The 24,064-nt window shown below is 64.5% G+C and carries 21 protein-coding genes and 2 tRNA genes; 11 read left to right on the forward strand and 12 right to left on the reverse strand.

Annotation, left to right across the window (positions count from 1 at the left end; genetic code table 11):
* Positions 1-12: 12 nt before the first annotated feature.
* The 3 genes from AABD04_RS09140 to orn all read right to left on the reverse strand — a co-directional run bounded on the left by AABD04_RS09140 (position 13) and on the right by orn (position 1,845).
* Entirely contained in the window at positions 13-753 is a 741-nt protein-coding gene (locus AABD04_RS09140) for a M23 family metallopeptidase (protein WP_341440964.1), read from the reverse strand.
* Between the two features lie 326 nt (positions 754-1,079).
* Positions 1,080-1,155 (reverse strand) — tRNA-His (locus AABD04_RS09145).
* A 78-nt stretch (positions 1,156-1,233) separates the two neighbouring features.
* Positions 1,234-1,845 carry an oligoribonuclease gene (gene orn, locus AABD04_RS09150; protein WP_341440965.1) on the reverse strand — a complete coding sequence of 204 codons (612 nt, stop codon included), beginning with the start codon at positions 1,843-1,845 and terminating at the stop codon, positions 1,234-1,236.
* Between the two features lie 93 nt (positions 1,846-1,938).
* Here orn and AABD04_RS09155 point away from each other — a divergent pair, with 93 nt between their 5' ends.
* Positions 1,939-3,663, forward strand: a complete 1,725-nt coding sequence (locus AABD04_RS09155) for a helicase HerA-like domain-containing protein (protein WP_341440966.1) — start codon at positions 1,939-1,941, stop codon at positions 3,661-3,663.
* Here AABD04_RS09155 and cmrA read toward each other — a convergent pair.
* The 3 genes from cmrA to AABD04_RS09170 are packed head-to-tail and all read right to left on the reverse strand — an operon-like array spanning position 3,660 to position 7,056.
* Positions 3,660-4,463, reverse strand: a complete 804-nt coding sequence (cmrA, locus tag AABD04_RS09160) for a mycolate reductase (protein WP_341440967.1) — start codon at positions 4,461-4,463, stop codon at positions 3,660-3,662. The two genes, AABD04_RS09155 and cmrA, sit on opposite strands and share 4 nt — an antisense overlap.
* Before the next feature lie 23 nt (positions 4,464-4,486).
* Positions 4,487-6,532 carry a 2,4-dienoyl-CoA reductase FMN-binding domain-containing protein gene (locus AABD04_RS09165; protein ID WP_341440968.1) on the reverse strand — a complete coding sequence of 682 codons (2,046 nt, stop codon included), beginning with the start codon at positions 6,530-6,532 and terminating at the stop codon, positions 4,487-4,489.
* Positions 6,529-7,056: a PadR family transcriptional regulator gene (locus AABD04_RS09170; protein WP_341440969.1), complete on the reverse strand. Its 528-nt coding sequence runs from the start codon at positions 7,054-7,056 to the stop codon at positions 6,529-6,531. Before AABD04_RS09170 ends, AABD04_RS09165 begins: the two co-directional genes overlap by 4 nt.
* Before the next feature lie 83 nt (positions 7,057-7,139).
* Between AABD04_RS09170 and AABD04_RS09175 the strand changes: the two genes are divergently transcribed.
* Positions 7,140-8,462: an MFS transporter gene (locus AABD04_RS09175; RefSeq protein ID WP_341440971.1), complete on the forward strand. Its 1,323-nt coding sequence runs from the start codon at positions 7,140-7,142 to the stop codon at positions 8,460-8,462.
* Here AABD04_RS09175 and AABD04_RS09180 read toward each other — a convergent pair.
* Positions 8,459-9,277: an alpha/beta fold hydrolase gene (locus tag AABD04_RS09180; RefSeq protein WP_341440972.1), complete on the reverse strand. Its 819-nt coding sequence runs from the start codon at positions 9,275-9,277 to the stop codon at positions 8,459-8,461. The two genes, AABD04_RS09175 and AABD04_RS09180, sit on opposite strands and share 4 nt — an antisense overlap.
* 35 nt (positions 9,278-9,312) lie before the next feature.
* Complete coding sequence (locus tag AABD04_RS09185) at positions 9,313-9,963, reverse strand: TetR family transcriptional regulator (RefSeq protein WP_341440973.1); 651 nt, start codon at positions 9,961-9,963, stop codon at positions 9,313-9,315.
* Between the two features lie 171 nt (positions 9,964-10,134).
* Here AABD04_RS09185 and AABD04_RS09190 point away from each other — a divergent pair, with 171 nt between their 5' ends.
* The 3 genes from AABD04_RS09190 (at position 10,135) to AABD04_RS09200 (ending at position 12,752) form a co-directional block, all read left to right on the forward strand.
* A complete protein-coding gene (locus tag AABD04_RS09190; protein ID WP_341440974.1) occupies positions 10,135-11,247 on the forward strand; it encodes a ferredoxin reductase in 1,113 nt (370 codons plus the stop codon).
* Between the two features lie 63 nt (positions 11,248-11,310).
* Positions 11,311-12,495, forward strand: a complete 1,185-nt coding sequence (locus tag AABD04_RS09195) for a fatty acid desaturase family protein (protein ID WP_341440975.1) — start codon at positions 11,311-11,313, stop codon at positions 12,493-12,495.
* A gap of 23 nt (positions 12,496-12,518) precedes the next feature.
* The gene (locus tag AABD04_RS09200; protein WP_341442991.1) at positions 12,519-12,752 is read left to right on the forward strand and encodes a hypothetical protein; all 234 of its coding nucleotides are present in this window, start codon (positions 12,519-12,521) and stop codon (positions 12,750-12,752) included.
* A gap of 71 nt (positions 12,753-12,823) precedes the next feature.
* On the opposite strand, the gene AABD04_RS09205 is transcribed toward AABD04_RS09200, so the two are convergent.
* The 3 genes from AABD04_RS09205 to AABD04_RS09215 form a co-directional block, all read right to left on the reverse strand.
* Positions 12,824-13,951: a class I SAM-dependent methyltransferase gene (locus AABD04_RS09205; RefSeq protein WP_341440976.1), complete on the reverse strand. Its 1,128-nt coding sequence runs from the start codon at positions 13,949-13,951 to the stop codon at positions 12,824-12,826.
* Positions 13,948-15,090: a N(5)-(carboxyethyl)ornithine synthase gene (locus tag AABD04_RS09210; protein WP_341440977.1), complete on the reverse strand. Its 1,143-nt coding sequence runs from the start codon at positions 15,088-15,090 to the stop codon at positions 13,948-13,950. Before AABD04_RS09210 ends, AABD04_RS09205 begins: the two co-directional genes overlap by 4 nt.
* Before the next feature lie 70 nt (positions 15,091-15,160).
* A tRNA-Arg gene (locus tag AABD04_RS09215) sits at positions 15,161-15,233 on the reverse strand.
* A 145-nt stretch (positions 15,234-15,378) separates the two neighbouring features.
* On the opposite strand from AABD04_RS09215, the gene AABD04_RS09220 reads away from it, so the two are divergent.
* Both AABD04_RS09220 and AABD04_RS09225 read left to right on the forward strand, forming a co-directional pair.
* Entirely contained in the window at positions 15,379-16,536 is a 1,158-nt protein-coding gene (locus AABD04_RS09220) for an XdhC family protein (protein ID WP_341440978.1), read from the forward strand.
* A 44-nt stretch (positions 16,537-16,580) separates the two neighbouring features.
* Complete coding sequence (locus AABD04_RS09225) at positions 16,581-18,659, forward strand: cytochrome c oxidase assembly protein (RefSeq protein ID WP_341440979.1); 2,079 nt, start codon at positions 16,581-16,583, stop codon at positions 18,657-18,659.
* A 12-nt stretch (positions 18,660-18,671) separates the two neighbouring features.
* Here the strand turns inward: AABD04_RS09225 and AABD04_RS09230 are convergent, their stop codons facing one another.
* On the reverse strand, positions 18,672-19,097 hold the full coding sequence (locus tag AABD04_RS09230; protein WP_341440980.1) for a MarR family winged helix-turn-helix transcriptional regulator: 426 nt from the start codon (positions 19,095-19,097) through the stop codon (positions 18,672-18,674).
* 83 nt (positions 19,098-19,180) lie between these two features.
* Between AABD04_RS09230 and AABD04_RS09235 the strand changes: the two genes are divergently transcribed.
* From AABD04_RS09235 to ettA, 4 genes are all read left to right on the forward strand, one after another.
* Positions 19,181-20,977, forward strand: a complete 1,797-nt coding sequence (locus AABD04_RS09235) for an ABC transporter ATP-binding protein (protein WP_341440981.1) — start codon at positions 19,181-19,183, stop codon at positions 20,975-20,977.
* 10 nt (positions 20,978-20,987) lie between these two features.
* Positions 20,988-21,629, forward strand: coding sequence for an IMPACT family protein (locus tag AABD04_RS09240; protein ID WP_341440982.1), 642 nt, complete (start codon positions 20,988-20,990; stop codon positions 21,627-21,629).
* A gap of 165 nt (positions 21,630-21,794) precedes the next feature.
* Positions 21,795-22,268 carry a single-stranded DNA-binding protein gene (locus AABD04_RS09245; protein ID WP_335741782.1) on the forward strand — a complete coding sequence of 158 codons (474 nt, stop codon included), beginning with the start codon at positions 21,795-21,797 and terminating at the stop codon, positions 22,266-22,268.
* Positions 22,269-22,384: 116 nt separating this feature from the next.
* Positions 22,385-24,064, forward strand: coding sequence for an energy-dependent translational throttle protein EttA (gene ettA / locus AABD04_RS09250; protein ID WP_032402531.1), 1,680 nt, complete (start codon positions 22,385-22,387; stop codon positions 24,062-24,064).

Consider the following 24,064-nt stretch of genomic DNA (forward strand, 5'->3'; position numbering starts at 1 on the left):
CGATTCTTCCGGTCAGCTTCGGTCGCGAGTCTGGTACAGCGAGGGATCGATACCGAGCGTCTTCAGGTACGCCACCGGTTCGATGCTCGAACCGTTGTTGCGTACCTCGAAGTGCAGGTGCGGTCCGGTCGAATTTCCGGTGTTACCGACTGCGCCCAGGACATCGCCCGGTGCTACTTCGTCGCCGACCGCGACCGCAAGACTGGACTGATGGCCGTAGTAGGTCTCGGTGTTGCCGCTCTTGACTCGGACGAGCTTGCCGTATCCATCGCCTGCATCCCCGGCCTGAACCACAGTTCCGCCGGTCACCGCGTAGATGGGAGTACCGCTGTCTGCCGCGAAGTCGACGCCCTGGTGGTACTGCGATCCGTTGCCGGTGGGGTTGTTGCGTCCGCCGTAGCCCGAGCTGATGCGGTACTTGCCTGCATCGATGGGGAGCACTGCTCCGCCGAGGCCGACGGTCGGCGGGGCGATCGGTAGTTCGATCTCGGGCAGGTCCGCCGTGGACGGTGCGTCGGGTGCCGTGAGCACATCGCTGTCGAGGACTATTGCTGCGACCTGGTTGATGAGGACGCCGGTGGCGTCGAGCACGGCGGCGAGAATCGCAGCCCGTTGCTGCGCGTCGGGCTGCGGTATCGGGATCTGGGGGAGTTCGATCGTGGGTTGAGCGGTGGCCACCGCTGGGCTGAACAAGCCGGTTGTGCCGATGCACAGTGCTGCCGACAAGATCGAACCCGCTATGACTCTGTGCATTCTGCGACCCACGAAAAGCCTCCTCGTCTGCGCCCGACGCGCACCGTCGGATGGGTGCGAGCAGGACGTAAGAACATGTATCGGTGACGCTTCGGGGCACGCTGAACTCACGTAGCAAAAAACACATGAATCACATTGGTACTTTTCTTCCCCAAAAGTGCCATTGGTAACCGTACGTCACATTAACCCCACAGGAAACCTGAAAGTTGAATTACAACAACGTAATTCGAGGTCGGAGGGGGTGTCTGGGGAATCGAGGCACTCTGAGGCCGCGCAACGCGCGCACGAAAAAGGCCGGTCTCGCGAGGAGACCGGCCTTGTTCGTATGGGGTGAGCGACGGGACTCGAACCCGCGACATCCAGGATCACAACCTGGTGCTCTACCAGCTGAACTACGCCCACCATTGCACGCGTCCGCAGAACCTTTTGTGGCTCTCCATCAGCAGCGTCGACAATACTAGCGGGTTGATTCCCGGGTTGCTAATCCACCCCTGCTTGCGTGTCGAGATCTTGAACGACGGCCGCGATCTCGCTGGTCGAGGGCCCCGGCTGCGCTACGAATGCCGTTCGGCGGTAGTACTGCAGCTCCTTGATCGACTCCTTGATGTCCGCGAGAGCCCGGTGGGCGAGGCCCTTGGCCGGCTGTCCGTAGTAGATCCGCGGGTACCACCGGCGGGAGAGTTCCTTGATGGAGCTGACATCGATCATGCGGTAGTGGAGATAGGTATCGAGCGCGGTCATGTCGCGAGAGATGAAACCGCGATCGGTGCCGATCGAGTTTCCCGCGAGAGGAACGGTCCCGGCCACCGGGACGTGCTCCTTGATGTACGCCAGCACCCGCTGCTCGGCTTCCTCCAGCGACACCGTCGACGCCCGCACCTCGTCGGTCAAGCCCGACTTGGCATGCATGTCGGTGACGACGGCAGGCATGTTCGCCAACGCGTCGTCGTCGGCGTGAATGACGATGTCGACACCCTCCCCGAGGATGTTGAGCTCACTGTCGGTCACCAGCGCCGCAATTTCGATCAGCTTGTCCTTGCTCAGATCCAAGCCGGTCATTTCACAATCGATCCACACGAGTTTGTCCTGCACTCGCTCCACCTTAGTGCGAGCTGCGATACCGCTAGGGTTTGCGGTGGCGATCGAGCCAGTTCAGCATCAGCACAGTTCATGGAGGACGCGGACATGACAGTCGACCCGACGCAGCCGGCACCCACGCTCAGTCCGGCAGAGAAGGCGAAGGCTGCCAAGGCCGCGGCCGTCGAAGCGGCACGGGTGGCCGCCGAGGCGCTGGCCGCGGCCGATGCCGCCGAAGCCGAGGCGCTGGCTGCGGAACAGGGGGTGACCCCGACGTCGACCGGCAAGGCTGCCGAGATCGCCGCCGGGTACACCTCGGAGGGCGCCGCGTTGGAATTGGGAACTGTTGTGCTGGACGGCGTCACCGATCCGTCTGCCCGCATTCGAATTCCGTTGGCCACGTTGAACAGACACGGTCTCGTTGCCGGAGCCACCGGAACCGGAAAGACGAAGACACTGCAGGGTATTGCCGAACAGCTCTGCGCTGCAGGGGTTCCCGTAGTCATGGCTGACGTCAAAGGCGATCTTTCGGGCCTGTCGAAGCCAGGTGAAGACAACGAGAAGATCCGCAGCCGAGCCGTCGATACCGGTATTCCGGACTGGGTGCCCGCCGGACATCCTGTGGAGTTCCTCTCCCTCGGCACCGACGGAATCGGAGTACCGGTCCGTGTCACCATCACCGCGTTCGGACCGATTCTGCTCAGTAAGGTGTTGGGGCTGAACAACACTCAAGAATCCACCCTCGGCTTGATCTTTCACTGGGCCGATTCCCAGGGGCTCGCCCTGCTCGACCTGAAGGATCTGCGGTCGGTGATCATGCACCTGACCAGTGACGAGGGGAAGGCCGACCTGAAGGGCATCGGCGGAGTCTCTTCAGCGACAGCAGGCGTCATTCTGCGCGCGCTGGTCAACCTCGAAGCAGACGGCGGCGACACCTTCTTCGGCGAGCCGGAACTCGAGACCGAGGACCTACTGCGCGTCGGGGCGGACGGTAGAGGTGTCATCACACTGTTCGAGCTCGGAGCGCAGGCGTCGCGGCCGGTGATGTTCTCCACCTTCCTGATGTGGGTGCTCGCCGACCTGTTCCAGACGCTTCCCGAGGTCGGTGATATCGACAAGCCCAAACTGGTCTTCATCTTCGATGAGGCACACCTGCTGTTCGCCGATGCGTCCAAGGCGTTTCTGCAGCAGGTGGAACAGACGGTCAAGCTCATCCGCTCGAAGGGCGTCGGCGTCTTCTTCTGCACGCAGCTGCCCACCGACGTTCCCAACGACGTTCTCTCCCAGTTGGGTGCGAGGATTCAGCACGCCCTGCGCGCGTTCACGCCCGACGATCAGAAGGCGTTGAACAAGACGGTGCGCACATACCCCAAGACCGATGCGTACGACCTCGAGAAGGCACTGACGTCGTTGGGCACCGGTGAGGCCATCGTGACGGTGCTCTCGGAGAAGGGTGCCCCGACGCCCGTGGCCTGGACCAAGATTCGCCCGCCCCGTTCCCTGATGGACACCATCGGCAACGACGCCATCGCAGCGGCCGCGTCGTCGAGCGCACTGTCTGCGAAGTACCGCGAGACGATCGATCGCGAGTCGGCCTACGAGCGCATGAACGCGCGCGTGGCGAACGTGCCAGATCCCGCCGAGAAGTTCGACATCCCGCCCCTGCCTGCGGATCTGCCGGATCTACCCCCGAGCGAGCCGGACGGCCCGTCGGCCGCGGAGCGCATCATGGGCAACCCGGCCGTCAAGAGCTTCCTGCGATCGGCCGCCTCGGCTGCCGGGCGAGAAATCTCGCGCAGCATCTTCGGAACCGGTCGCCGTCGCCGGCGCTAGCTGCCGAGCTTCTTGTAGAAGCTGCCGATGATCGGTGCGGAGATGCTGCGTGGGCTGTACTGCCCGGCGATGGACATACCCTTGCTCAGCAGGCCCGGTACGACGCGCATCTTGTTCTTCGCGAGGCCGTCGAGGGACAGCTTCGCGGTGTAGGCGCTGTCGATCCACAGAAAGTCGGGAACCATCTTGTCGACGATCGAGGCCTCGGCCGGGTCCGGTGTCTCGGTGCGGACCGGGCCCGGAGCGAGCAGGGTGACGTTGACGCCGGTGCCCGCGAGCTCACCGCGCAGTGACTCCGAGAACGTGTTGACGAAGGCCTTGGTTGCCGCGTACGTCGCATTGTTGGGGATGGCCATGTTGCCTGCAGCCGAACCGGTGATGAGGATGCCGCCGGCTCCGCGGCCGATCATGCCGGGCATGACGGCCAACGTGAGGTCGTGTACCGCAACGGCATTCAATTCGACCTGATCGCGCTCGTACGCCGGGTCCAGACCGGCCACCGGTCCGAACGTTGCGATGCCTGCGTTGTTGCACAGGATGGAGATCTCGCGCTCTGACAACTCGGTGACCAGTGCCTGTCGCTGCTCGCGATTCGACAGGTCCGACTGACGTACCTCGACGGCAACGCCGTGCTCGGCAGTGAGTTTCGCAGCCAACGCCTCGAGCAGCTCGCCGCGTCGGGCCACGATGATCAGTGCATGACCACGGGCGGCGAGTTCGGTGGCCAGGGCTTCACCGATTCCGGAAGAAGCTCCGGTGACAACGGCGCGGGCATCTGGGCTGGGCTTGGGCAGGCTCACGGTGAGACAGGCTAGCGGACAGATCAGATCGTGGCCGCGAGCCGGGTGCCTTGCTCGATCGCCCGTTTGGCGTCCAACTCGGCCGCGACGTCTGCACCGCCGATGATGTGCGTGGTTGTACCCGCGGCCTTCAGCTCGTCGACCAGGTCGCGGACCGATTCCTGGCCCGCACAGATCACGATGGTGTCGACCTCGAGCAGACGCGGACGTTCGCGCTTCTCCCCGAAGGAGATGTGCAACCCCGCGTCATCGATCTTCTCGTAGTTCACGCCCGAAAGCTGATGCACACCTTTCGCTTTGAGGGCGGCACGATGTACCCACCCGGTTGTCTTCGCCAACCCTGCGCCGATGCGTCCGGCCTTTCGCTGCAGCAGATACACCTCCCGCGGGGACGGTGCCGGCACGGGAGTGGTCAACGCCCCGGGTGCGGCCTCGGGCTCGGTGACGCCCCACTCCTGCTTCCATTCCTTCAGATCCAACGTGGGGGAGGCGTCGGTGGTGAGGAACTCGGAGATATCGATACCGATACCGCCGGCACCGATGACCGCGACTCGATCGCCGACGGGCTTACCGTCGCGCACCAGCTCCGCGTACGACAGCACCGACGGGTGTTCGATGCCGGGAATGCTCGGAATCCGGGGAGTGACGCCGGTGGCCAGCACCACCTCGTCGAACTCGCCCGCAATCAGCTCCGCGGCGGTGACCCTGGTGTCGAGGTGCACCGCGACGTCCGCGCTACGAAGCGCGCTCGAGAAGTACCGGATCGTTTCGGCGAACTCCTCCTTGCCGGGGATCAACCGTGCGATACCGAACTGCCCGCCGATCTCACTTCTCGCCTCGAACAGGCTGACGGCGTGTCCGCGCTGCGCGAGATTGAGTGCGGCGGCCAGGCCTGCGGGCCCGGCTCCGACGACCGCGACCTTCTTGGTCTTCTTCGTCGGCAGCAGCTGTAGATCGATCTCACGTCCGGCACGAGGATTGACCAGGCACGAGACCTTCTTGTGGACGAAGGCGTGGTCGAGGCAGGCCTGATTGCACGCGATGCAAGTATTGATCCGGTCTGCCGAGTCGGTGGCTGCCTTCTCGACCCAAAACGGATCGGCCAGCATCGGCCTGGCCATCGCTATCAATTGCGCATCGCCGCGGGCGAGGATGTTCTCGGCGATCTCGGGCATGTTGATGCGATTGGACGCGGCGACGGGAATGGCCACGTGCTTCTCCAGCTTGCCGGTGATGTCCGCGAATGCTGCTCGCGGAACCGAGGTGACGATGGTCGGAACCCGAGATTCATGCCAGCCGATATCGGTGTTGATGATGTTCGCGCCTGCAGCCTCGACGTCCTCCGCCAGGGCAACGATCTCGTTCCAGCTCTGGCCCTGTTCCACGAGGTCGGCCATCGACAGCCGGAACACGATGAGGAAGTCCTGGCCAACCGCCGCCCGCGTCTGTCGCACGATCTCCACGGCCATCCGACGGCGATTTTCCGCCGAACCGCCCCACTCGTCACGCCGCTTGTTGGTGCGTTCGGAGAGGAACTGGTTGATGAAATAGCCCTCGCCGCCCATGATCTCGACGCCGTCGTACCCGGCGCTCTGGGCAAGACGGGCACAGCGCACGTAGTTTCGGATCTGCCAGCGGACGCCTCTCGATGTGAGTCGCCGAGGCCGAAAGGGGTTGATGGGGGCCTTGATCGAGGATGCCGACACACTGAACGGTTGATACGAGTAGCGGCCGGCGTGCAGGATCTGCAGCGCGATCTTGCCACCTTCCCGGTGCACGGCAGCGGTGACCCGTCGGTGCCGACGGGCTTCGATGCGATTGGTCAGCTTGGCTCCGAACGGCAACAGCCAACCGGTGCGATTGGGGGCATAGCCTCCGGTGATGATGAGGGCGACTCCGCCGCGGGCACGCTCGGCGAAGTAGGCCGCCAAGCGGCCGGTATCGCGGGCGCGGTCTTCGAGGCCGGTATGAATCGAGCCCATGATCACGCGGTTCTTCAGGGTTGTGGTGCCGACGTTCAACGGCGACAACAGAATCGGGTACGGGCCAACGGTCTGCTCGGTCTTCACAGCTTCTCCAATACCTCGGTGCACCACTCGGTGAATCCTTCTTCGACGCGAATTCCGCCACGCAGCACCAGGTATTGGTGCAACGCGGTGCCGGTGAGGGCAGCGGGGGCCGGAAAATCCTGCTTCTCGATCAATCGGTAGACGTCGAGGCGGGTGGCATGGACATCGCGGTGGCGGGCGACCTCGACCTTGAGAGCGTCGATGTCACCGTTGGCGGCACCGCGAATCTTGACGGCGAGTTCCTCGCGTAGCTGCGAGGGATCGGTCGGCGCGGCGATCCAGCGATCGAGCTCGGCGCGGCCCGCAGCGCTTACCGAATAGACCGTCTTGTCCGGCCGACCGTCCTGCGCGACAGCCTCGCCGGTGATCCACCCGGCCCCGTCCATCCGCGTCAGCGTTCGATAGATCTGCTGGTGCGTTGCGCTCCAGAAGAATCCGATGGACTTGTCGAACCTGCGGGCGAGCTCGTATCCCGAGCCGCTGAGCTCGGTGAGGGAAACCAGAATCGCGTGTTCCAAAGCCACAATCGAGAGTATGTATGCAACGCGGTGACTATGCAACTAGGTGCACTGCACACGAGGGCAGCCGCGGTCTACTGTTGGCAACCATGGGAACCCAGCCGGAGGCCGCCGTCGTCGGAGTCGCCACAACGCGTAAGCAGGTCACCGCCTGGGGGTTCTGGGACTGGGGCTCGGCCGCATTCAACGCCGTGATCCTCACGTTCGTGTTCTCGGTGTATCTCACCGACGCCGTCGGCGACGACCTGCCCGGTTCGATCTCGGCCACGACCTGGTTCAGCTGGACGATTGCCGTCTCCAGCGTTGTCATCGCGCTCCTTGCACCGGTCTGCGGGCAGTATTTCGATGCGCGCGGCAAACGCAAGTGGCTGCTCGGGGTGTTGACCGCGCTGACGGTCGTCGCCATGGCCGGCCTGTTCTTCGTCCGAGACGACTACCACTATCTGTGGTTGGGCCTGCTGCTGCTCGGTCTCGGATCCATCATGTTCGAGCTGGCCAGCATCCCGTACAACTCGATGCTGCGGCAGGTCTCCACTCCGGCGAACATCGGACGAGTATCCGGGTTCGGTTGGTCCATGGGCTATTTCGGCGGAATCGTGCTGCTGCTGCTGTGCTACGTCGGATTCATCGTCGGCGACGGTGACACCCGCGGAGTTCTGGGCCTGAGCACCGACGGCGGCCTGAACATCAGGCTCGTGGCGCTGCTCGCGGCCGTGTGGTTCGCCGTCTCGGCCATTCCGGTGCTGAGCGCTGTTCCCGAAGTACCCCGAGCCGTCGCCGATCCCAAGGCTGCCGAGGCAGGCTTCGCGGAGTCCTATCGCGTTCTCTTTCGCGATGTACGCGAGTTGTGGAGTGCGGACCGCCGCGCCGTCCACTACCTGATAGCCAGTGCATTGTTCCGCGATGGCCTGGCGGGTGTGTTCACGTTCGGAGCGGTACTCGCCGTCAGCGTCTACGGCATCGGTGCGGGCGACGTCCTGCTGTTCGGCGTCGCCGCCAACGTCATCGCCGGTCTCGGGGCCATCGTCGCCGGACGGTTCGACGACAGAATCGGGCCGAAGAAGGTCATCGTCTTCTCGCTCACGTCCATGATCGCCGCCGGGACCGTGCTGCTGTTCGTGTCGGGACCGATGATGTTCTGGATCTTCGGGCTGATCCTGTGCCTGTTCGTCGGACCTGCCCAGTCATCCGCGCGTACGTTCCTCGCCCGGCTCGCTCCACCCGGACGAGAAGGTCAGTTCTTCGGACTTTTCGCGACGACGGGTCGGGCGGCATCGTTTCTCGCGCCGTCGCTGTTCGGACTGTTCGTGTGGATGTTCGACGCCGACCGCGCGGGTATCGCCGGGTTGATCATCGTCCTTGCAGCCGGGCTGCTGGCGCTGCTGAAGGTGCGCGCACCACAACAGGTCTAGACGGACTCGATTCGGGCCAGAATCTCGGCGGTCAGTTCCCCCGGTGCTTCTTCCGGGATCCAATGCGAAATGCCGTCGAGTTCGACGAAGCGGTACGGCGCGTCGACGAACTCGCCGCAGCGCTCCGCTCCCGCTCGACCGATAGCGGTGTCGCCGTTGCTCCAGACGTAGGTGGTGGGAACCGTCACCGGCGGCAGGTTCGCGAACTCTTTGGTCATCGCTGCGTACCAACTCGATGCGGCCGTCAGCGCCCCGGGCACAACGAAATGCCGAACGTATTCGTCGTCGAGGCTTTCGGCACCGAACATGGCGCGCAACCGCTGTGCGCCGTTCTCGGTCAGTACTCGCTCGGCCTTCTCGGGTTCGCGAAGCAAGCCGAAGTACTGCGACCGCTGTTGCTGATCCGGGTCTTCGCGAATGGCCCAGTTGAACGCCGCAGAGTGCGGAACCGATGCGGCAGTGAGGCTTCGCACGCGGTCGGGATGCTCGGCGGCGACATGCCAGGCGACCACAGCGCCCCAGTCGTGACCCACCAGGTGCGCCGAGGTCAGGTCGAAGGCGTCGAGCAGACCGAGGACGTCCTCGGTGAGACGCTCGATGCGGTAGTGCTCGACGCCGACCGGGCGGGCACCGGGGGAGTAGCCCCGCTGGTTGGGGGCCAGGACGCGGCAGCCCGCGGCCGTCAATCCGGGGGTCACCCGCGACCACGACGCGTTGGTCTGTGGAAAGCCGTGCAGCGCAACGACGGGAACACCGTCGGACGGTCCCGACATCGCAACGTCGAACACGTACTCGCCGACACTTACCTCGGTCATTAATATCCCTTCGCGGCCGTCTCGTTCTCGAACGGTCAAGCCCGTCGTGGTTCCCAGCGGCTCATCCCGAGCATGATCATGCGGATCTGCTTCTCGGTTCGGTCGATCAGATCCTTCTCGTTCTGACTACCCGGTCTGTCTATTTCCAACAGACCGACCACGGCGGTGAGCATCGTCGAGACGAGCAGATCGGCGGTCATCTCGAGGTCGGCGACGTCCCACTGCTCGAGGCCGGGCATGCGGGACAGATCTATGGTCAGCTCGCTGACGAACAGTCGTAGCTCGGTGGCGAAGGCGCGGCGCACTTCGGTGACGCCGCCGTACCGCTCGCGACTGAGAAATCGGAACTGATCCTCGTGAGTACGAACCTGGCGAACCAGGATGCCGAAGGACTCCGTGGCTGTCCTGGCGCTCGGGGTGCGTCGGGCATCGCGCAGCATCTGTCGCAGCATGCGCATGCTGTCCTCGACGAGAGCGACGCCGAGGTCCTCCATGGACGCGAAGTGGCGGTAGAACGCCGTGGGGACGATGCCGGCGGATCGGGCGACCTCGCGCAGGCTGACGCTGGCGAACGAACGCTCACGCAGCAGATCGAGGGTGCCCTCGATCAAAGCCTGACGCGTGCGCTCCTTGCGCTCGGCGCGGGTCCCCGGTTCTGTCACAACGTCCAGTTTATGGGCGCGCATTCTGTGATCCCCCTTCCGGTTCCTTCCCCGTCACCGGTGAACTGTCGTTCGGGTCTGTAATGGCCGTCACATAAACGTTGACAGGTACCGGTGTCGCTCTGTCACACTCATGTTAGTGCACAATCGTTCACTGAATGGGTCGTTGGTTTCGATCCGGTTAGGGAGGATGGAATGACGCTTCAAGAACGGTCGTCGCGGACCTCGGGTTCGCGCAAGTTCTCGCTTCTTTCCCTGTTCGAGGCCATGGCCACACCCCATGCGCTGGATCGCTACCTCGAACTCGTCGACCCCATGACGACCGTTCGAGACCTGCGCGGCGAAGTGACCGAGATACACCGGTCCACCGAAGAGTCGTTGACGCTCACCATCCGTCCCACGCGTCAGTGGAAGGGATTCGAGGCCGGCCAATTCGTTCAGGTTGGAGTCGTCATCGACGGCGTTCGCCACACCCGCTGCTACTCGCCGGCCTGCTCGCAGTACCGCAAGGACGGCCGGATCGAACTCACGATCAAGGCGCATCCCGAGGGCCTGGTGTCGCAGTACCTGCACAAGAACGCACACGTCGGACTTGTGGTCAGCCTCTCGCAGGCGGACGGCACGTTCGAGCTTCCCCGACCACGCCCGGCAAAGACGTTGCTGATCAGCGGTGGCAGCGGCATCACGCCGGTGCTGTCCATGCTCAGGTCGCTGCTGGACGAGGGGTACAGCAGCGACCTGACCTTCCTGCACTACGCGTTCACCGAGAACGACGTGGCGTACAAGAAGGACCTCGAGAAGATCGCCGCCGAGCACGAGAACGTGAACATCGTCTTCGCCTACACGGAGCAGAAGACCGGTGGCGACCTGTACGGATTCTTCGGTCAGGAACACCTCGATGCGGTTGCCCCATGGTTCGCCGAGGCCGACACCTTCCTGTGCGGACCTCCCGGACTGATGAAGGGTGTGACGTCCTTCTTCGAGGACGCAGACCTGAGCGAGCGGCTGCACCTCGAGGAATTCACTCCCTCGTTCGCCACGGTCAGCGACGACGTCACCGGAACCACCACGTTCTCCGGCAGCGATGTGTCCTCGGAGAACGACGGCGAGACTCTGCTCGAGCAGGCCGAGGCAGCGGGACTCTCCCCGGCCAACGGCTGCCGAATGGGTATCTGCTTCACCTGCACCTCGGTGAAGAAGTCCGGCTGCACCAAGAACATCAAGACCGGTGAGACCGACACCGAATCCGACAAGAAGATCCAGCTCTGCGTGTCCGTCGCGGTCGGCGACGTCGACATCGACATCTAGATCCTTCCGCGAACACCGATAGCCCCAGACCCATCTCGACCCGATCGAATTGGAGATCATCAGATGCTCGGAACGATTCTCTCGATCCTGCCCACCACCGTCCTACCCTTCCGTCGCGACGAGACCGTGCCGGACGAGCCGACCGTGCTGACCTTCGAGCAGGTCGAGGAACTCGGCCGCGAACTCGACGACCTGCGCGCCCGCACCGTCGCCAAGCTCGGCGACGAGGACCGCGAGTACATCTACAAGATCATCAAGGCCCAGCGCGGCCTCGAGATCACCGGACGCGCGTTGATGTACCTGCCGTTCCTCCCGCCGGCGTGGCTGGCCGGTGTCGGTGCTCTCGGCGTGGCGAAGATCCTCGACAACATGGAGATCGGCCACAACGTCATGCACGGCCAGTACGACTGGATGCGTGAGCCAGGCCTCAACTCCGAGGTGTTCGAGTGGGACACCGTCTGCCCGGCAGATCAGTGGAAGCACTCGCACAACTACATGCACCACACCTTCACCAACATCGTCGGCATGGACCGCGACATCGGCTACGGCATTCTGCGCATGGACCAGGACCAGAAGTGGAACCCGTACTACCTGGGTAACCCGGTCTACGCGTTCCTGCTGATGACGTTCTTCGAGTGGGGCGTCATGCTGCACGACCTCGAGACCGAGAACATAGTTCAAGGTAAGCGCAAGTGGCACGACGTCAAGCCGCTGCTGCAGGGTATGTGGCGCAAGGCGGGCAAGCAGGCGCTCAAGGACTACGTGATCTTCCCGGCGCTGACCGGCCCGTTCTTCGTCTCCACCGTGGTCGGCAACGTTGCGGCGAACCTCATCCGCAACGTGTGGACCTACTCGATCATCTTCTGTGGCCACTTCCCGACCGGAGTCCAGACCTTCAGCCAGGAAGAGACCGCCGAGGAGACCCGCGGCGAGTGGTACGTGCGTCAGATGCTGGGATCGGCCAACATCGAGGGCACCCCGCTGTTCCACATCATGTCGGGCAACCTCTCGCACCAGATCGAGCACCACCTGTTCCCCGATCTGCCTGCGCATCGTTACCCGCAGATCGCGCCCGAGGTCAAGGCCCTGTGCGAGAAGTACGACCTGCCCTACAACACGGGCGGCTTCTTCCACCAGATCGGCACTGTGTGGGGCAAGATCTTCAAGCTCGCGCTGCCCAACTCGCTCACGGGATCGGCGGCTCCGGCCGGTGTTATCGTCGAGCGTAAGAAGACCAGCGCAGCGTGACGACTTCGAAGGGGGCGGTCCTGTTGGTAGGAAAGTTCGAGCGCAACAAGGACACGGTGCAGGAATTCACCGAATCGGCCGCGGAGCACGTCGGCCGGATCGTGGTGATCATTGCCGGAGCCGTCCGCGACGTCACTCGTGAGATCGGTGACCTGATCACCGACGGAATCGAGATGCGTGAGGCGTCGAAGAAGGCGGAGCGCGACGCACCGCTGGGAACCGTGATCAACGGCGAGTTCGAGACCCGCGAGCGGTAGAGCAGTACTCGATAGAGGAGAGCGCCGCCCGAGCATCGCTCGGGCGGCACTGTCATGTGTGGGTCCCGCAGTCAGCGTGCGCGTAGCCGCCACAACGACGTGGTTTCGCGTGAGCGTGCCTCGTGCAGCACATCGGTGCTGTCGGTGACGCGCGAATGCGTCGGTGTGGTGTCGGTGCGTCCGACGACGGTCAGGCCCGCAGCGTCGATGGCAGTGAGAAGCTCTGCGCGAGTGACCAATTCGAGCAGCTCGGCGAGGTCGGAAACCACCAGCCATGCCTCACCGTTCGGGGCCAAATGCCCGCGGAGTCGGCTGAGGAAGGACTTGAGCATTCGCGAGCCGGGGTCGTAGACCGCGTGCTCGATGCCCGACGTCGGTTTGGTGGGGATCCACGGCGGATTGCACACGATCAGTCCCGCGCGCCCGGGCGGGAAGATGTCGGTCTGCACCACCTCGACCCGATCGGCATACCCGAGGGCCTCGATGTTGGCACGGGCGCACGCGACCGACCGTGGATCCTTGTCGGTCGCAACCACCGAGGCCACACCGCGGCGGGCGAGTACTGCAGCCAGCACGCCCGAGCCGGTGCCGATGTCGAACGCTCGGTCCGTGACCGGTAGCGGTGCGTCGGTGACGAGTCGAACATATTCGCCGCGGACGGGGGAGAAAACGCCGTAGTGCGGGTGGATCGAGGCGTCGAGTGCCGGCACGAAGACGCCCGTGCGGCGCCACTCGTGCGCGCCGATCATGCCGAGCAGCTCGCGGAGCGACAGCACGCACGGCGCGGCGTCGGGTCCGAGCGCCTCGGTGACGGCCGCCGTGACGTCCGGTGCCCGGCCCAGGCCGAGGCGGACGTCCGAATCGAGTTCCACCAGAAGCATTCCCAGCACTCGCGCCCGACGCGCCTGATACTGGCGGTGCAGATGGAACCGCTCTGCCGGCGACGCGTCCGGCATGTGTTTGGCGGCCGGTACCCGTCTGGTCATCGCCGACAACAGTTGGCGTGCATTGTTGAAATCACCACGCCAGAGCAGGGCCTCACCGATCGTGGCCATCTTGTACGCCACATCCGCGGTCGTCGAATCGTTCACGATCCGCACCACACGGGGCGGGGGAGCGCCGTTCTCCGACTGCCAGCGCGATGTTCGGTCGCTACCGTCCTCGGTCCATGCGATGCTCGATGCTGCGTTCTCGGTCATGCTGCTGTGTGCGGGTACTCCGCACTGCGGTGTTGGAACGCAAGGATATTGGGGTTCACGATGACGCCGTTCCTGATCTCGATCGATCGCTCGATGGTGGCGTCACTGCTCCAGGCCGTCGGTCCGTCGAGGACCGTTCGCAGATACGGCAGCAACGATTCGCTGATCTCCCAGGTGGCCGAGTTCCACAGATAGGACGGGCTGTGATCGACGGCGTAGTACTTGATGTTGTCGCCGACGGTGAACATGGGATCCGTGAACGAGGTGGGGCGCGCCCATTCGAAGCCCATTCCCTCGTCGCAGGAGACGTCGACCACGAGTGTGCCCGGTGCAAGAGTGGGCAGGTCCTGATTCGTCAGGAACGTCAGCGGCGCATTGGTGTCCTGCAGAACACAATTGACGATCACGTCGTGATCAGCGAGGAACTGTGACAGAGGTACCCGTCCCTCGGGCGTCAGAGCTCGGCTCTGCCTGGGATCGGCGTCGTCGAGATCGAAGTTGACGATGTTGGCCGAGTGAATCGGCGAACTCACGGCCGTCACGCCGCGTTGCGTCAAGACATCGACGTCGTGGATGCCGTGCGCGTTCAGTGCCGTGACCGCGCCGCGGGCCGTGGCTCCGAAGCCGATGACCGCCGCACGCAATCTGCGACCGTAGTCGCCGGTGGATCCGATCAATTGCAGGGCGTGCAGCACCGAGCAGTAGCCGGCCAACTCGTTGTTCTTGTGGAACACATGGAGATTGAACCAGCCGTCCGGCGTCCAGTGATTCATGGCCTCGAACGCGATCAATGTCAGCTTGCGTTCGACGGCGATCTGGGTGAGAGCCTGGTCCTGGACGCAGTGCGGCCAACCCCACAGTGTCTGCCCGGGACGCAGTGCGGCGAGATCCTCGGCCTGCGGTTTCGGCAGCAGAATCACATCGCACTGGGCGATGAGTTCGGCACGGGTGCGAATGCCCGCCACCTGTGCGGCCAAGTGCTCGTCGGAGATGCCGAACGGCTCGCCGTAGCCGGATTCGAGAAACATGCGGGCTCGGATATCGGCGTCGATGCGATCGAGATGAAGTGGATGAATCGGAAGTCGCCGCTCATTCGGCTTGCGTGAACGTGAGAGGACTCCGAGAGTGAGCTGATGCACGTGTGACCCTTCGTTACCCGAAGTCAACCACAGTGGGCCGAAGCGTCTTGCGTTTGTGCTGGTCAGAGGGTGCCCCCGGCAGGATTCGAACCTGCGACCAAGGGATTAGAAGGCCCTTGCTCTATCCCCTGAGCTACGGAGGCTGGCGCGTGCGGGCGGACCCGCTCGAGCACGGTTGACGAGTGTACCTTTACGCCGATGCCGTCGATGCAGGCATGGGTTGAGCTGGCATTCTGAGACGAGCCCGCTTTTCTCGGAATCGCTGCGACCTGGGCCGAAGGAGGTTCGATGCACGACATCCTGGACGACGTATTGCACGTCTGGCAGTCCGGCGACGTGGCTGCGGTTGCCACGGTGATCCGCACATTCGACTCCGCGCCGCGTCCCGTCGGCGCGTCGATGGTCGTCGGTTCGGACGGTGCCGTGTCCGGCTCGGTCTCGGGCGGCTGTGTGGAGGGTGCGGTCTACGAACTCGCGCAGGACGTGATGGTGTCCGGTGCCCCGGTACTCACTCGATACGGGATATCCGACGACGACGCCTTTGCCGTCGGGCTCACCTGCGGCGGAACCCTGGACGTATTCGTGCAGGGGATCTCTCGGCGCACGTTTCCCGAATTGGATGCTCTCGTCGCGGACGTTCGCGGCAACGTGCCCGTGGCGGTGGCGACGGTGGTCGCGCACGCCGATCCGGAACGGCTCGGCCGAAGAATTCTTGTCGGAGAAACGGGTGTCCGGGGCTCGCTCGGCAGCGCGCGTGCCGACGATGCCGTGGCCGATGACGCGAAAGGGCTTCTCGCATCAGGTCGTTCGGCCGTCCTGACCTACGGACCGGACGGGCAGCGTCGGGGTGAGGGGATGGACGTGTTCGTCTCGAGCCACGCTCCGCCGCCGCGGATGCTCGTGTTCGGAGCCATCGATTTCGCTGCCGCGGTAGCGCAGCAGGGTGCATTTCTCGGTTATCGCGTCACCGTCTGCGACGCACGGGCGGTGTTCGCGACCCCACAGCGGTTTCCCGCCGCCGAGCAGGTCGTGGTCGCGTGGCCGCACGATTATCTGTCCGAGCAGTTCGCGGCGGGTGAGGTGGACGAACGCACCGTCGTCTGTGTACTGACGCACGACCCGAAATTCGACGTGCCACTGCTCGAGGTGGCGTTGCGCATTCCGAACCTGGCGTTCGTCGGGGCGATGGGATCACGCCGCACCCACGACGACCGCACCGCTCGATTGCTAGCGGCGGGGCTGACGGAGAGCGAACTCACTCGGCTGGCGAGTCCGATCGGGCTCGACCTCGGTGCTCGGACGCCTCAGGAGACAGCGGTATCGATCGCAGCGGAGATCATCGCCCACCGCTGGGGCGGTACCGGCGAACCGCTGCGCGCCCGCCGCGGTCGTATCCACCACGACGCCGCCGAGGCCGAAGGCACGGGCAAGTACGACGCTGTGTAGGACTCGCGTTTCGAGTACCGCCGAGAACCTCTTACTCTGGTGGTATGGCAACACCGGATCTCGAGAAGACCGAACCCTCGACCGCCGAACTCCGGGCGGACGACGTCCGGACGGACGATGGTTCGACAGACGGGGATCCGCGTTCGGCCACGACGACGGTATTCGTCACCGCAGGCGTCATCGCCGGTGTGGTCGCCGCCCTCATCGTGATGCTCTCGGCCTCCGACGCGCTGGTGTTGTTGGGCATTCCGGATCCGGGCCCGGCCACCACCTACGGTCTGCCTGCTCTGCGGGCGATCGGCGAGATCGCTGCCGTCATCGCCATCGGATCGTTTCTGCTCGCCGCGTTCCTCGTGCCGCCGCAGAAGAACGGCGTGCTCGACGTCGACGGCTACCGCGCCGTGCGAACCGGCTCGGTCGCCTCGATCGTCTGGGCCGTCTGCGCGCTGCTCCTCGTACCGCTGACGCTGTCCGACACCTCGGGGCAGCCGTTCGCGGAAGCCATCAAGCCCGCGAATCTCTGGATCGCGCTCGACCAGGTGGAGATCGCCAGCGCATGGCGGTGGACGGCCATCATGGCCGTTGTGCTCGCTATCGCGTCGCGCACGGTGTTGCGGTGGGCGTGGACGCCCGCACTGCTCGGGCTCTCTCTGGCGACGCTGCTGCCGATCGCACTGAGCGGACACTCCTCGGCGGGCGGATCGCACGATGTCGCCACCAACAGCTTGATCCTGCACCTCGGGGCCGCGTCGCTGTGGGCGGGCGGACTGTTCGCACTGCTGGCACACGTTCGTAGGCACGGCGCGCATGCGGATGTCGCGGCTCGCCGATTCTCCACCATCGCCGGCATCTGTTTCGTGGTGATGGGCATCAGCGGCGTCATCAACGCCCTGGTCCGGGTTTCGCTCGCCGACCTGTTCTCCACCACCTACGGCCTGCTCGTAGTCGCGAAGATCGTTGCGTTGATCGTGCTGGGCGGTTTCGGCTGGATGCAGCGTCGCCGCGCACTCCCTGCCCTGATCGCCGATCCTTCGGCCCGCGGGCCGCTGCTCCGGTTCGCCGGTGCCGAAGTACTGGTCCTGGCGGCGACCATCGGCCTGGCCGTCGGGCTCGGCCGCACACCTCCGCCGGCCGAGATCGACCCCAACCTCACGACCACGGAGGCGGCACTCGGGTACGACCTGAGCGGCCCGCCGACGTTTGCACGGATGGCATTGGACTGGCGCTTCGATCTGATCTTCGGTACCGCCGCGATCGTCTTGGCCGTGGTGTATCTGATCGGCGTCCGCCGCCTGCGGCTGCGTGGCGACGCGTGGCCGGTGGGCCGCACCGTCGCCTGGGTCCTCGGCTGCCTCACGCTGCTGATCAGCACATCCTCGGGAATCGGGCGGTACTCCACCGCCGTGTTCAGCGTGCACATGACCGGGCACATGATGCTGTCGATGCTGGCACCCGTCCTTCTCGCTCTCGGTGGGGCACTGACGCTGGCACTGCGGGTACTGCCCGCCGCGGGTAAGGACGGCGTGCCCGGAATGCGCGAATGGCTGTTGATCGGACTGCACAGCCGAATCTCGCAGTTCCTGACACATCCTCTCGTGGCCTCGCTGATCTTCGTCGGCGGCTTCTATGTGCTGTACCTCGGTGGGATCTTCGGAGCGGTTCTGGACAGTCACGGCGCGCACTTGCTGATGAACCTGCACTTCGTGCTCAGCGGTTACCTGTTCTACTGGACCGTCATCGGCGTCGATCCGTCCCCGCGCAAGATCGCTCCCGTCACCAAGCTTGCCGTCGTATTCGGTTCGCTGCCGTTCCATGCCTTCTTCGGCGTGGCCCTGATGAGCATGAACACCGTCATGGGTGCCTGGTTCTACCGGACGCTCGGGCTGGACTGGAACTCCGATCTGCTCGGAGACCAGAAGCTCGGCGGCGGTATCGCCTGGGCCACCGGCGAGATTCCGTTGGTGCTCGTCATGCTGGCGCTGCTGATCCAGTGGTCTCGCAGCGACGATCGGGATGCCAGGCGTGGTGACCGCGCCGCCGAGCGTGATCACGATGCCGACCTGGCCGCGCACAATGCGATGTTCGCCGAGCTGGCTCGACGCGATCGGACCGGCGAGCAGTAATCGGCTTTCGGTTCAGCCGGTCTCGGTGATCTTGCTCAGCAGTCGGTTGAGCTCGACGCGTTCCGCCGGCTCCAGGCCGTCGAACATCTCCGAGGACACCTGACGGCGCGCGTCGTCGATTCTGTCCAGCAGTGCACGGCCGGTGTCGGTCAGCTCCACCAGGACGGCGCGCCGATCGCTCGGGTCCTGCTGCCGCGTCACCAGGTGTGCCGCCTCGAGGGAGTCGACGATGTCGGTGGCAGATCGCGCGACGATGCGCAGATGCTCGGCGAGATCGCGTAGTCGTACGGACTCGGGCTCGCGCGCCAACACGTGCAGGGCTCGGCTCTGCGACGGATTGAGGCCGAACGGTTCCAACGCAGTCATGTGGCTGCGCCGGATCTGCCGGGCGACGGCCATGAACTGCTCGCTCAGGTTCGGCGAGTGTCCGGTTTCCATGCAGGGGATCATAGCCAGGCTTGCTCGTTACCTCATAGTGAGGTAGCCTCTGCATATAACGTCAGCTATCACCGGAGGTCTACTTGGAAAGCCGACCCGAACGTTCTCTCCTCGCGGCCGATCCGGCACCCGTGCCCCGAGTCCTGGCTCTGTTCACGCCGTACCGGCGCAAGATCGCCATCGTCAGCGCGATCATCGTGGCGAGTGCGATCATCGCGCTCGCGTCCCCCTTGCTTCTCCGCGAACTCCTCGATCATGCGATACCCGACCGCGACGTCACACTCGTCAGCCTCATCGCACTCGGCATGATCGCAGTCGCAGTCGCCACCAACACTCTCGGCGTCGTGCAGACCTGGATGTCCAACGGCGTCGGTCAGCGACTCATGCACGATCTACGCGTCCAGGTCTACTCGCACCTGCAACGCCAATCCCTCGGATTCTTCGCACGCACCCGCACCGGTGAGGTTCAATCACGTATCGCCAACGACATCGGCGGCATGCAATCGGTGGTCACCAACACCGCGACGTCCATCGCGCAGAACGCGACGACCGTCGCCGCAACGGTGGTCGCCCTCTTCCTGCTCGACTGGAAGCTCGCCACGTTCTCGCTGATCATCCTGCCGGTCTTCGTACGCGTCGCCCGCCGCATCGGAGACGAGCGCCGCAAGATCTCCATCAAGCGACAGAAGTTGCTCAGCGACCTGTCGGTGCAGATCGAGGAATCGCTCTCGGTCAGTGGCATTCTGCTGGGCAAGACCACCGGTTCCGCCCAGGCACTGACCGGCAAGTTCGCCGACCGATCCCACGAGGTCGCCGGCGTCGAACTCGCGGCGATGATGGCCGGAAAGTGGCGCATGGCCACGATCCAGATCAGCTTCGCCGTCATGCCTGCCCTGGTGTACTGGTTCGCCGGTATCACCATCGGGCAGGGGAGCGCGCTGACGATCGGAACTCTCGTCGCGTTCACCGCTCTGCAGACCCAATTGTTCCGGCCCACGATGCAATTGCTCAACACCGGCGTCGAGGTGCAGGCCTCGCTCGCCCTGTTCGGCCGAGTGTTCGAGTACCTCGATCTGCCGATCGACGTGGCTGAGCCCACCCACCCGGTGGAGCTGCCCCGCGAGTCCGTCCGTGGAGACGTCGCCTTCCGTGCCGTGGATTTCTCCTATACCGCAGCAACGATCCCGACGCTGTGCGGCATCGACCTCGAAGTCCCGGCGGGGAGCACGCTGGCTCTCGTCGGCGCAACCGGCTCAGGTAAGACGACGCTGGGCTATCTCGTTGCGCGGCTGCATGATCCGACGGCCGGATCGGTCACCATCGACGGAATCGACCTGCGAGAGATGGCGTCGGATACCGTCGCCGACCTGGTCGGCGTCGTCTCCCAGGAGACGTACCTGTTCCACGCCACCATTCGAGAGAACCTGCGATTCGCCAAACCCGACGCCACCGACGAGGAGATTGTCGCGGCAGCCCGCACGGCACAGATCCACGACTTCATCGACGGACTCGACGACGGCTACGACACCATGGTCGGCGAACGCGGGTACCGCTTCTCGGGCGGTGAGAAGCAGCGCATCGCCATCGCCCGAACCGTGCTGCGCAACCCGCCGATTCTGGTGCTCGACGAAGCGACCAGCGCCCTCGACAATCGCACCGAACGCGCAGTGCAGACCGCGCTCGACGGACTGATGGCAGGGCGGACGACGATCCTGATCGCGCATCGACTGTCCACGGTGCGCTCCGCGGACCGCATCGCAGTACTCGACCACGGCGTCGTTCGCGAGGTCGGGAGCCACGAGTCTCTGCTGGAGAGCGACGGCATGTACGCCCAATTGGTCCGGGCCGCAGACGATGTCGTGGACAGTGTGGCTGTATGAGAGTGACCGGGTGACCCCACTGCGCACCATCGCCGGTCGCATCGAGTGCGAGACCGAGGTCAAGAAGTCTCGGTTCGTCGCCGTCGTCGATCGCGCGGCCACCGAAGCGGAGGCGCGGGCTGTGATCGCCGCAGCCCGCAAGGCCGATCCTGCTGCCGGACATCACTGTTCGGCGTTCATCGTGGATTCTGCAGCGGCCGACTCGAAAGAGCAGCGCATCGAACGCTCCAACGACGACGGTGAACCGAGTGGCACGGCAGGCACACCGATGCTCGACGTGCTGCGCGGGCATCACCTGACCAACGTCGTTGCGGTCGTCAGCAGGTACTTCGGCGGAACCAAGCTGGGCACCGGAGGACTGGCCCGTGCCTACAGCGGCGCGGTGACCGAGGCAGTGTCCGGAGCGACGTTCCTGACGCGTGAGCGACGCGAGATCATGACGCTCGAACTCGACCACGCGGAGGTCGGTCGGGTGGAATCGGAATTGCGTGGGCACGGAGTTCTCGTGGTGGGCACTTCGTACGGGGCGCGCGCGGTACTGACGGTCGCGGTGACCGACACCGATTCGACTGTGGCACTGGTCGCTTCGCTCACCTCGGGTCGCGTGATACCCGTGCTCGACGGCCACATGTACGCCGAGAATCCCGACTAGCACACCTTCCCGACATTCTCGGGTCGCACGGGCCCATGTTCGGGCCGTTCATCCACAGGCCGGACGCTTGTCCACATTTCGCGAACTCGTTCACCACGGACGTCCTCTCCGTAGCAGTGTCGATCTCGATCGCAATCACGCGACACCGAACGAGGGGAAGTCACCATGTACGAAGCACAGTGCGCAGTTGTCGGAACGGTCATCACCAATCCCGTCAAGCGCTCCACACCCACCGGCGACGAGGTCCTCAGCTTCCGGATGGCCAGCAACGCCCGACGGCAGGATCGCAACACCGGCGAGTGGACCGACGGCGGAACTCTCTACCTGACGGTCACGTGCTGGCGTCGCCTGGTGCGGGGAGTCGGAGCGTCGCTGATGAAGGGCGACCCGATCATCGCCTACGGACAGCTGCGGACCAACGAGTACACCAACCGTGACGGAATCGAACGCGCCGACCTCGAGATGCGGGCCAGCGCCGTCGGACCGGATCTCGCGCGGTGCAACGTCTCGATCCATCGGACCAAAACGGTGGCCGTCGACGCCGCGACGGACGGCGACCCGGGAGCGACCGAACCTGTCGTCGGGGATCAGGATCACGAGCGCATCGACGACGACGTGCGCGAGACCGTCCCGGCCTGACGCACTGCCGGTAGCCGCCGTGCGCGCTGCATCGGAACCTGCGATCGGGTGTGGACGGCGGCTGCGCGCGCGGGCGGTGGTGCCGGAGACCCGCTCGCACCGATAAGCTGGGCATCATGGCTGAATTCATTTACACCATGAAGAAGGTGCGCAAGGCGCACGGCGACAAAGTCATCCTCGACGACGTGACGATGAGCTTCTATCCGGGAGCGAAGATCGGCGTCGTCGGCCCCAACGGCGCCGGTAAGTCCAGCATCCTCAAGATCATGGCGGGAATCGATCAGCCCGGAAACGGTGAGGCGTTCCTCGCTCCCGGTGCCTCGGTCGGCATCCTCATGCAGGAACCGGTCCTCGACGACACCAAGACCGTTCGCGAGAACGTCGAGGACGGTCTCGGCGAGACGATGGTCCAGCTCAAGCGGTACAACGAGATCGCCGAGTTGATGGCCACCGACTACTCCGACGAGCTGATGGAAGAAATGGGCGAGCTGCAGGAAAAGCTCGACCACGCCGATGCCTGGGAGATCGACTCCCAACTCGAACAGGCGATGGACGCATTGCGCTGCCCGCCGCCCGAGTCGCCCGTCACCAACCTCTCCGGTGGTGAGAAGCGTCGTGTGGCGCTGTGCAAGCTGCTGCTGAGCAAGCCGGACCTGCTGCTCCTCGACGAGCCGACCAACCACCTCGACGCCGAGAGTGTGCTCTGGCTCGAGCAGCACCTGGCCGCATACGCGGGCGCGATTCTCGCCGTCACTCACGACCGGTACTTCCTCGACCATGTCGCACAGTGGATCGCCGAGGTCGACCGCGGACACCTGTACCCGTACGAGGGCAACTACTCCACGTACCTGGAGAAGAAGGCCGAGCGTCTCGAGGTCTCGGGCAAGAAGGACCAGAAGCTGCAGAAGCGCCTCAAGGACGAGCTCGCCTGGGTTCGTTCCGGTGCCAAGGCGCGTCAGGCCAAGAGCAAGTCTCGTCTGGCTCGCTACGACGAGATGGTGGCCGAGGCGGAGAAGACCAGGAAGCTCGATTTCGACGAGATCCAGATCCCGAACCCACCGCGGCTCGGCGACGTCGTGGTGGAGGTCAAGAGCCTGGACAAGGGCTTCGACGGCCGCGTGCTGATCAAGGATCTCTCGTTCACGTTGCCCCGCAACGGCATCGTCGGTGTCATCGGTCCCAACGGCGTCGGTAAGACGACGCTGTTCAAGACCATCGTCGGCCTCGAGGAGCCGGACGGCGGCGAGGTCAAGATCGGTCAGACGGTCAAGCTCAGCTACGTCGACCAGAACCGATCGGGTATCGACTCGAAGAAGACGGTGTGGGAAACGGTCTCCGACGGCCTCGACTTCATCACCGTCGGCAGCTCCGAGTTCCCGTCCCGCGCGTACATCAGCTCGTTCGGGTTCAAGGGCCACGATCAGCAGAAGCCTGCCGGAGTCCTCTCCGGTGGTGAGCGGAACCGCCTGAACCTGGCGATGACCCTCAAGCAGGGCGGCAACCTGATTCTGCTCGACGAACCGACCAACGACCTCGACGTCGAAACGCTCGGATCGCTGGAGAACGCGCTGGAGGAATTCCCCGGTTGCGCCGTGGTCATCTCGCACGATCGCTGGTTCCTGGACCGCACCTGCACGCACATCCTCGCGTGGGAAGGTGGCTTCGGCGACAACGAGGCCGCGTGGTACTGGTACGAGGGCAACTTCGAGGGCTACGAGGCCAACAAGGTCGAACGCCTCGGACCCGACGCGGCCCGTCCGCATCGCGTCACGCACCGAAAGCTGACCAGGGACTGA

The sequence above is a fragment of the Rhodococcoides navarretei genome (assembly GCF_038069675.1).
GTDB classification, from domain to species: domain Bacteria; phylum Actinomycetota; class Actinomycetes; order Mycobacteriales; family Mycobacteriaceae; genus Rhodococcoides; species Rhodococcoides navarretei.

Bases quoted from the DNA above. Each gene is read 5' to 3' on its own strand.
- AABD04_RS09140 (WP_341440964.1), bottom strand. From the start codon at position 753: ATGCACAGAGTCATAGCGGGTTCGATCTTGTCGGCAGCACTGTGCATC.
- AABD04_RS09155 (WP_341440966.1), top strand. From the start codon at position 1,939: ATGACAGTCGACCCGACGCAGCCGGCACCCACGCTCAGTCCGGCAGAG.
- AABD04_RS09175 (WP_341440971.1), top strand. From the start codon at position 7,140: ATGGGAACCCAGCCGGAGGCCGCCGTCGTCGGAGTCGCCACAACGCGT.
- AABD04_RS09180 (WP_341440972.1), bottom strand. From the start codon at position 9,277: ATGACCGAGGTAAGTGTCGGCGAGTACGTGTTCGACGTTGCGATGTCG.
- AABD04_RS09185 (WP_341440973.1), bottom strand. From the start codon at position 9,963: ATGCGCGCCCATAAACTGGACGTTGTGACAGAACCGGGGACCCGCGCC.
- AABD04_RS09190 (WP_341440974.1), top strand. From the start codon at position 10,135: ATGACGCTTCAAGAACGGTCGTCGCGGACCTCGGGTTCGCGCAAGTTC.
- AABD04_RS09195 (WP_341440975.1), top strand. From the start codon at position 11,311: ATGCTCGGAACGATTCTCTCGATCCTGCCCACCACCGTCCTACCCTTC.
- AABD04_RS09205 (WP_341440976.1), bottom strand. From the start codon at position 13,951: ATGACCGAGAACGCAGCATCGAGCATCGCATGGACCGAGGACGGTAGC.
- AABD04_RS09220 (WP_341440978.1), top strand. From the start codon at position 15,379: ATGCACGACATCCTGGACGACGTATTGCACGTCTGGCAGTCCGGCGAC.
- AABD04_RS09225 (WP_341440979.1), top strand. From the start codon at position 16,581: ATGGCAACACCGGATCTCGAGAAGACCGAACCCTCGACCGCCGAACTC.
- AABD04_RS09230 (WP_341440980.1), bottom strand. From the start codon at position 19,097: ATGGAAACCGGACACTCGCCGAACCTGAGCGAGCAGTTCATGGCCGTC.
- AABD04_RS09245 (WP_335741782.1), top strand. From the start codon at position 21,795: ATGTACGAAGCACAGTGCGCAGTTGTCGGAACGGTCATCACCAATCCC.
- ettA (WP_032402531.1), top strand. From the start codon at position 22,385: ATGGCTGAATTCATTTACACCATGAAGAAGGTGCGCAAGGCGCACGGC.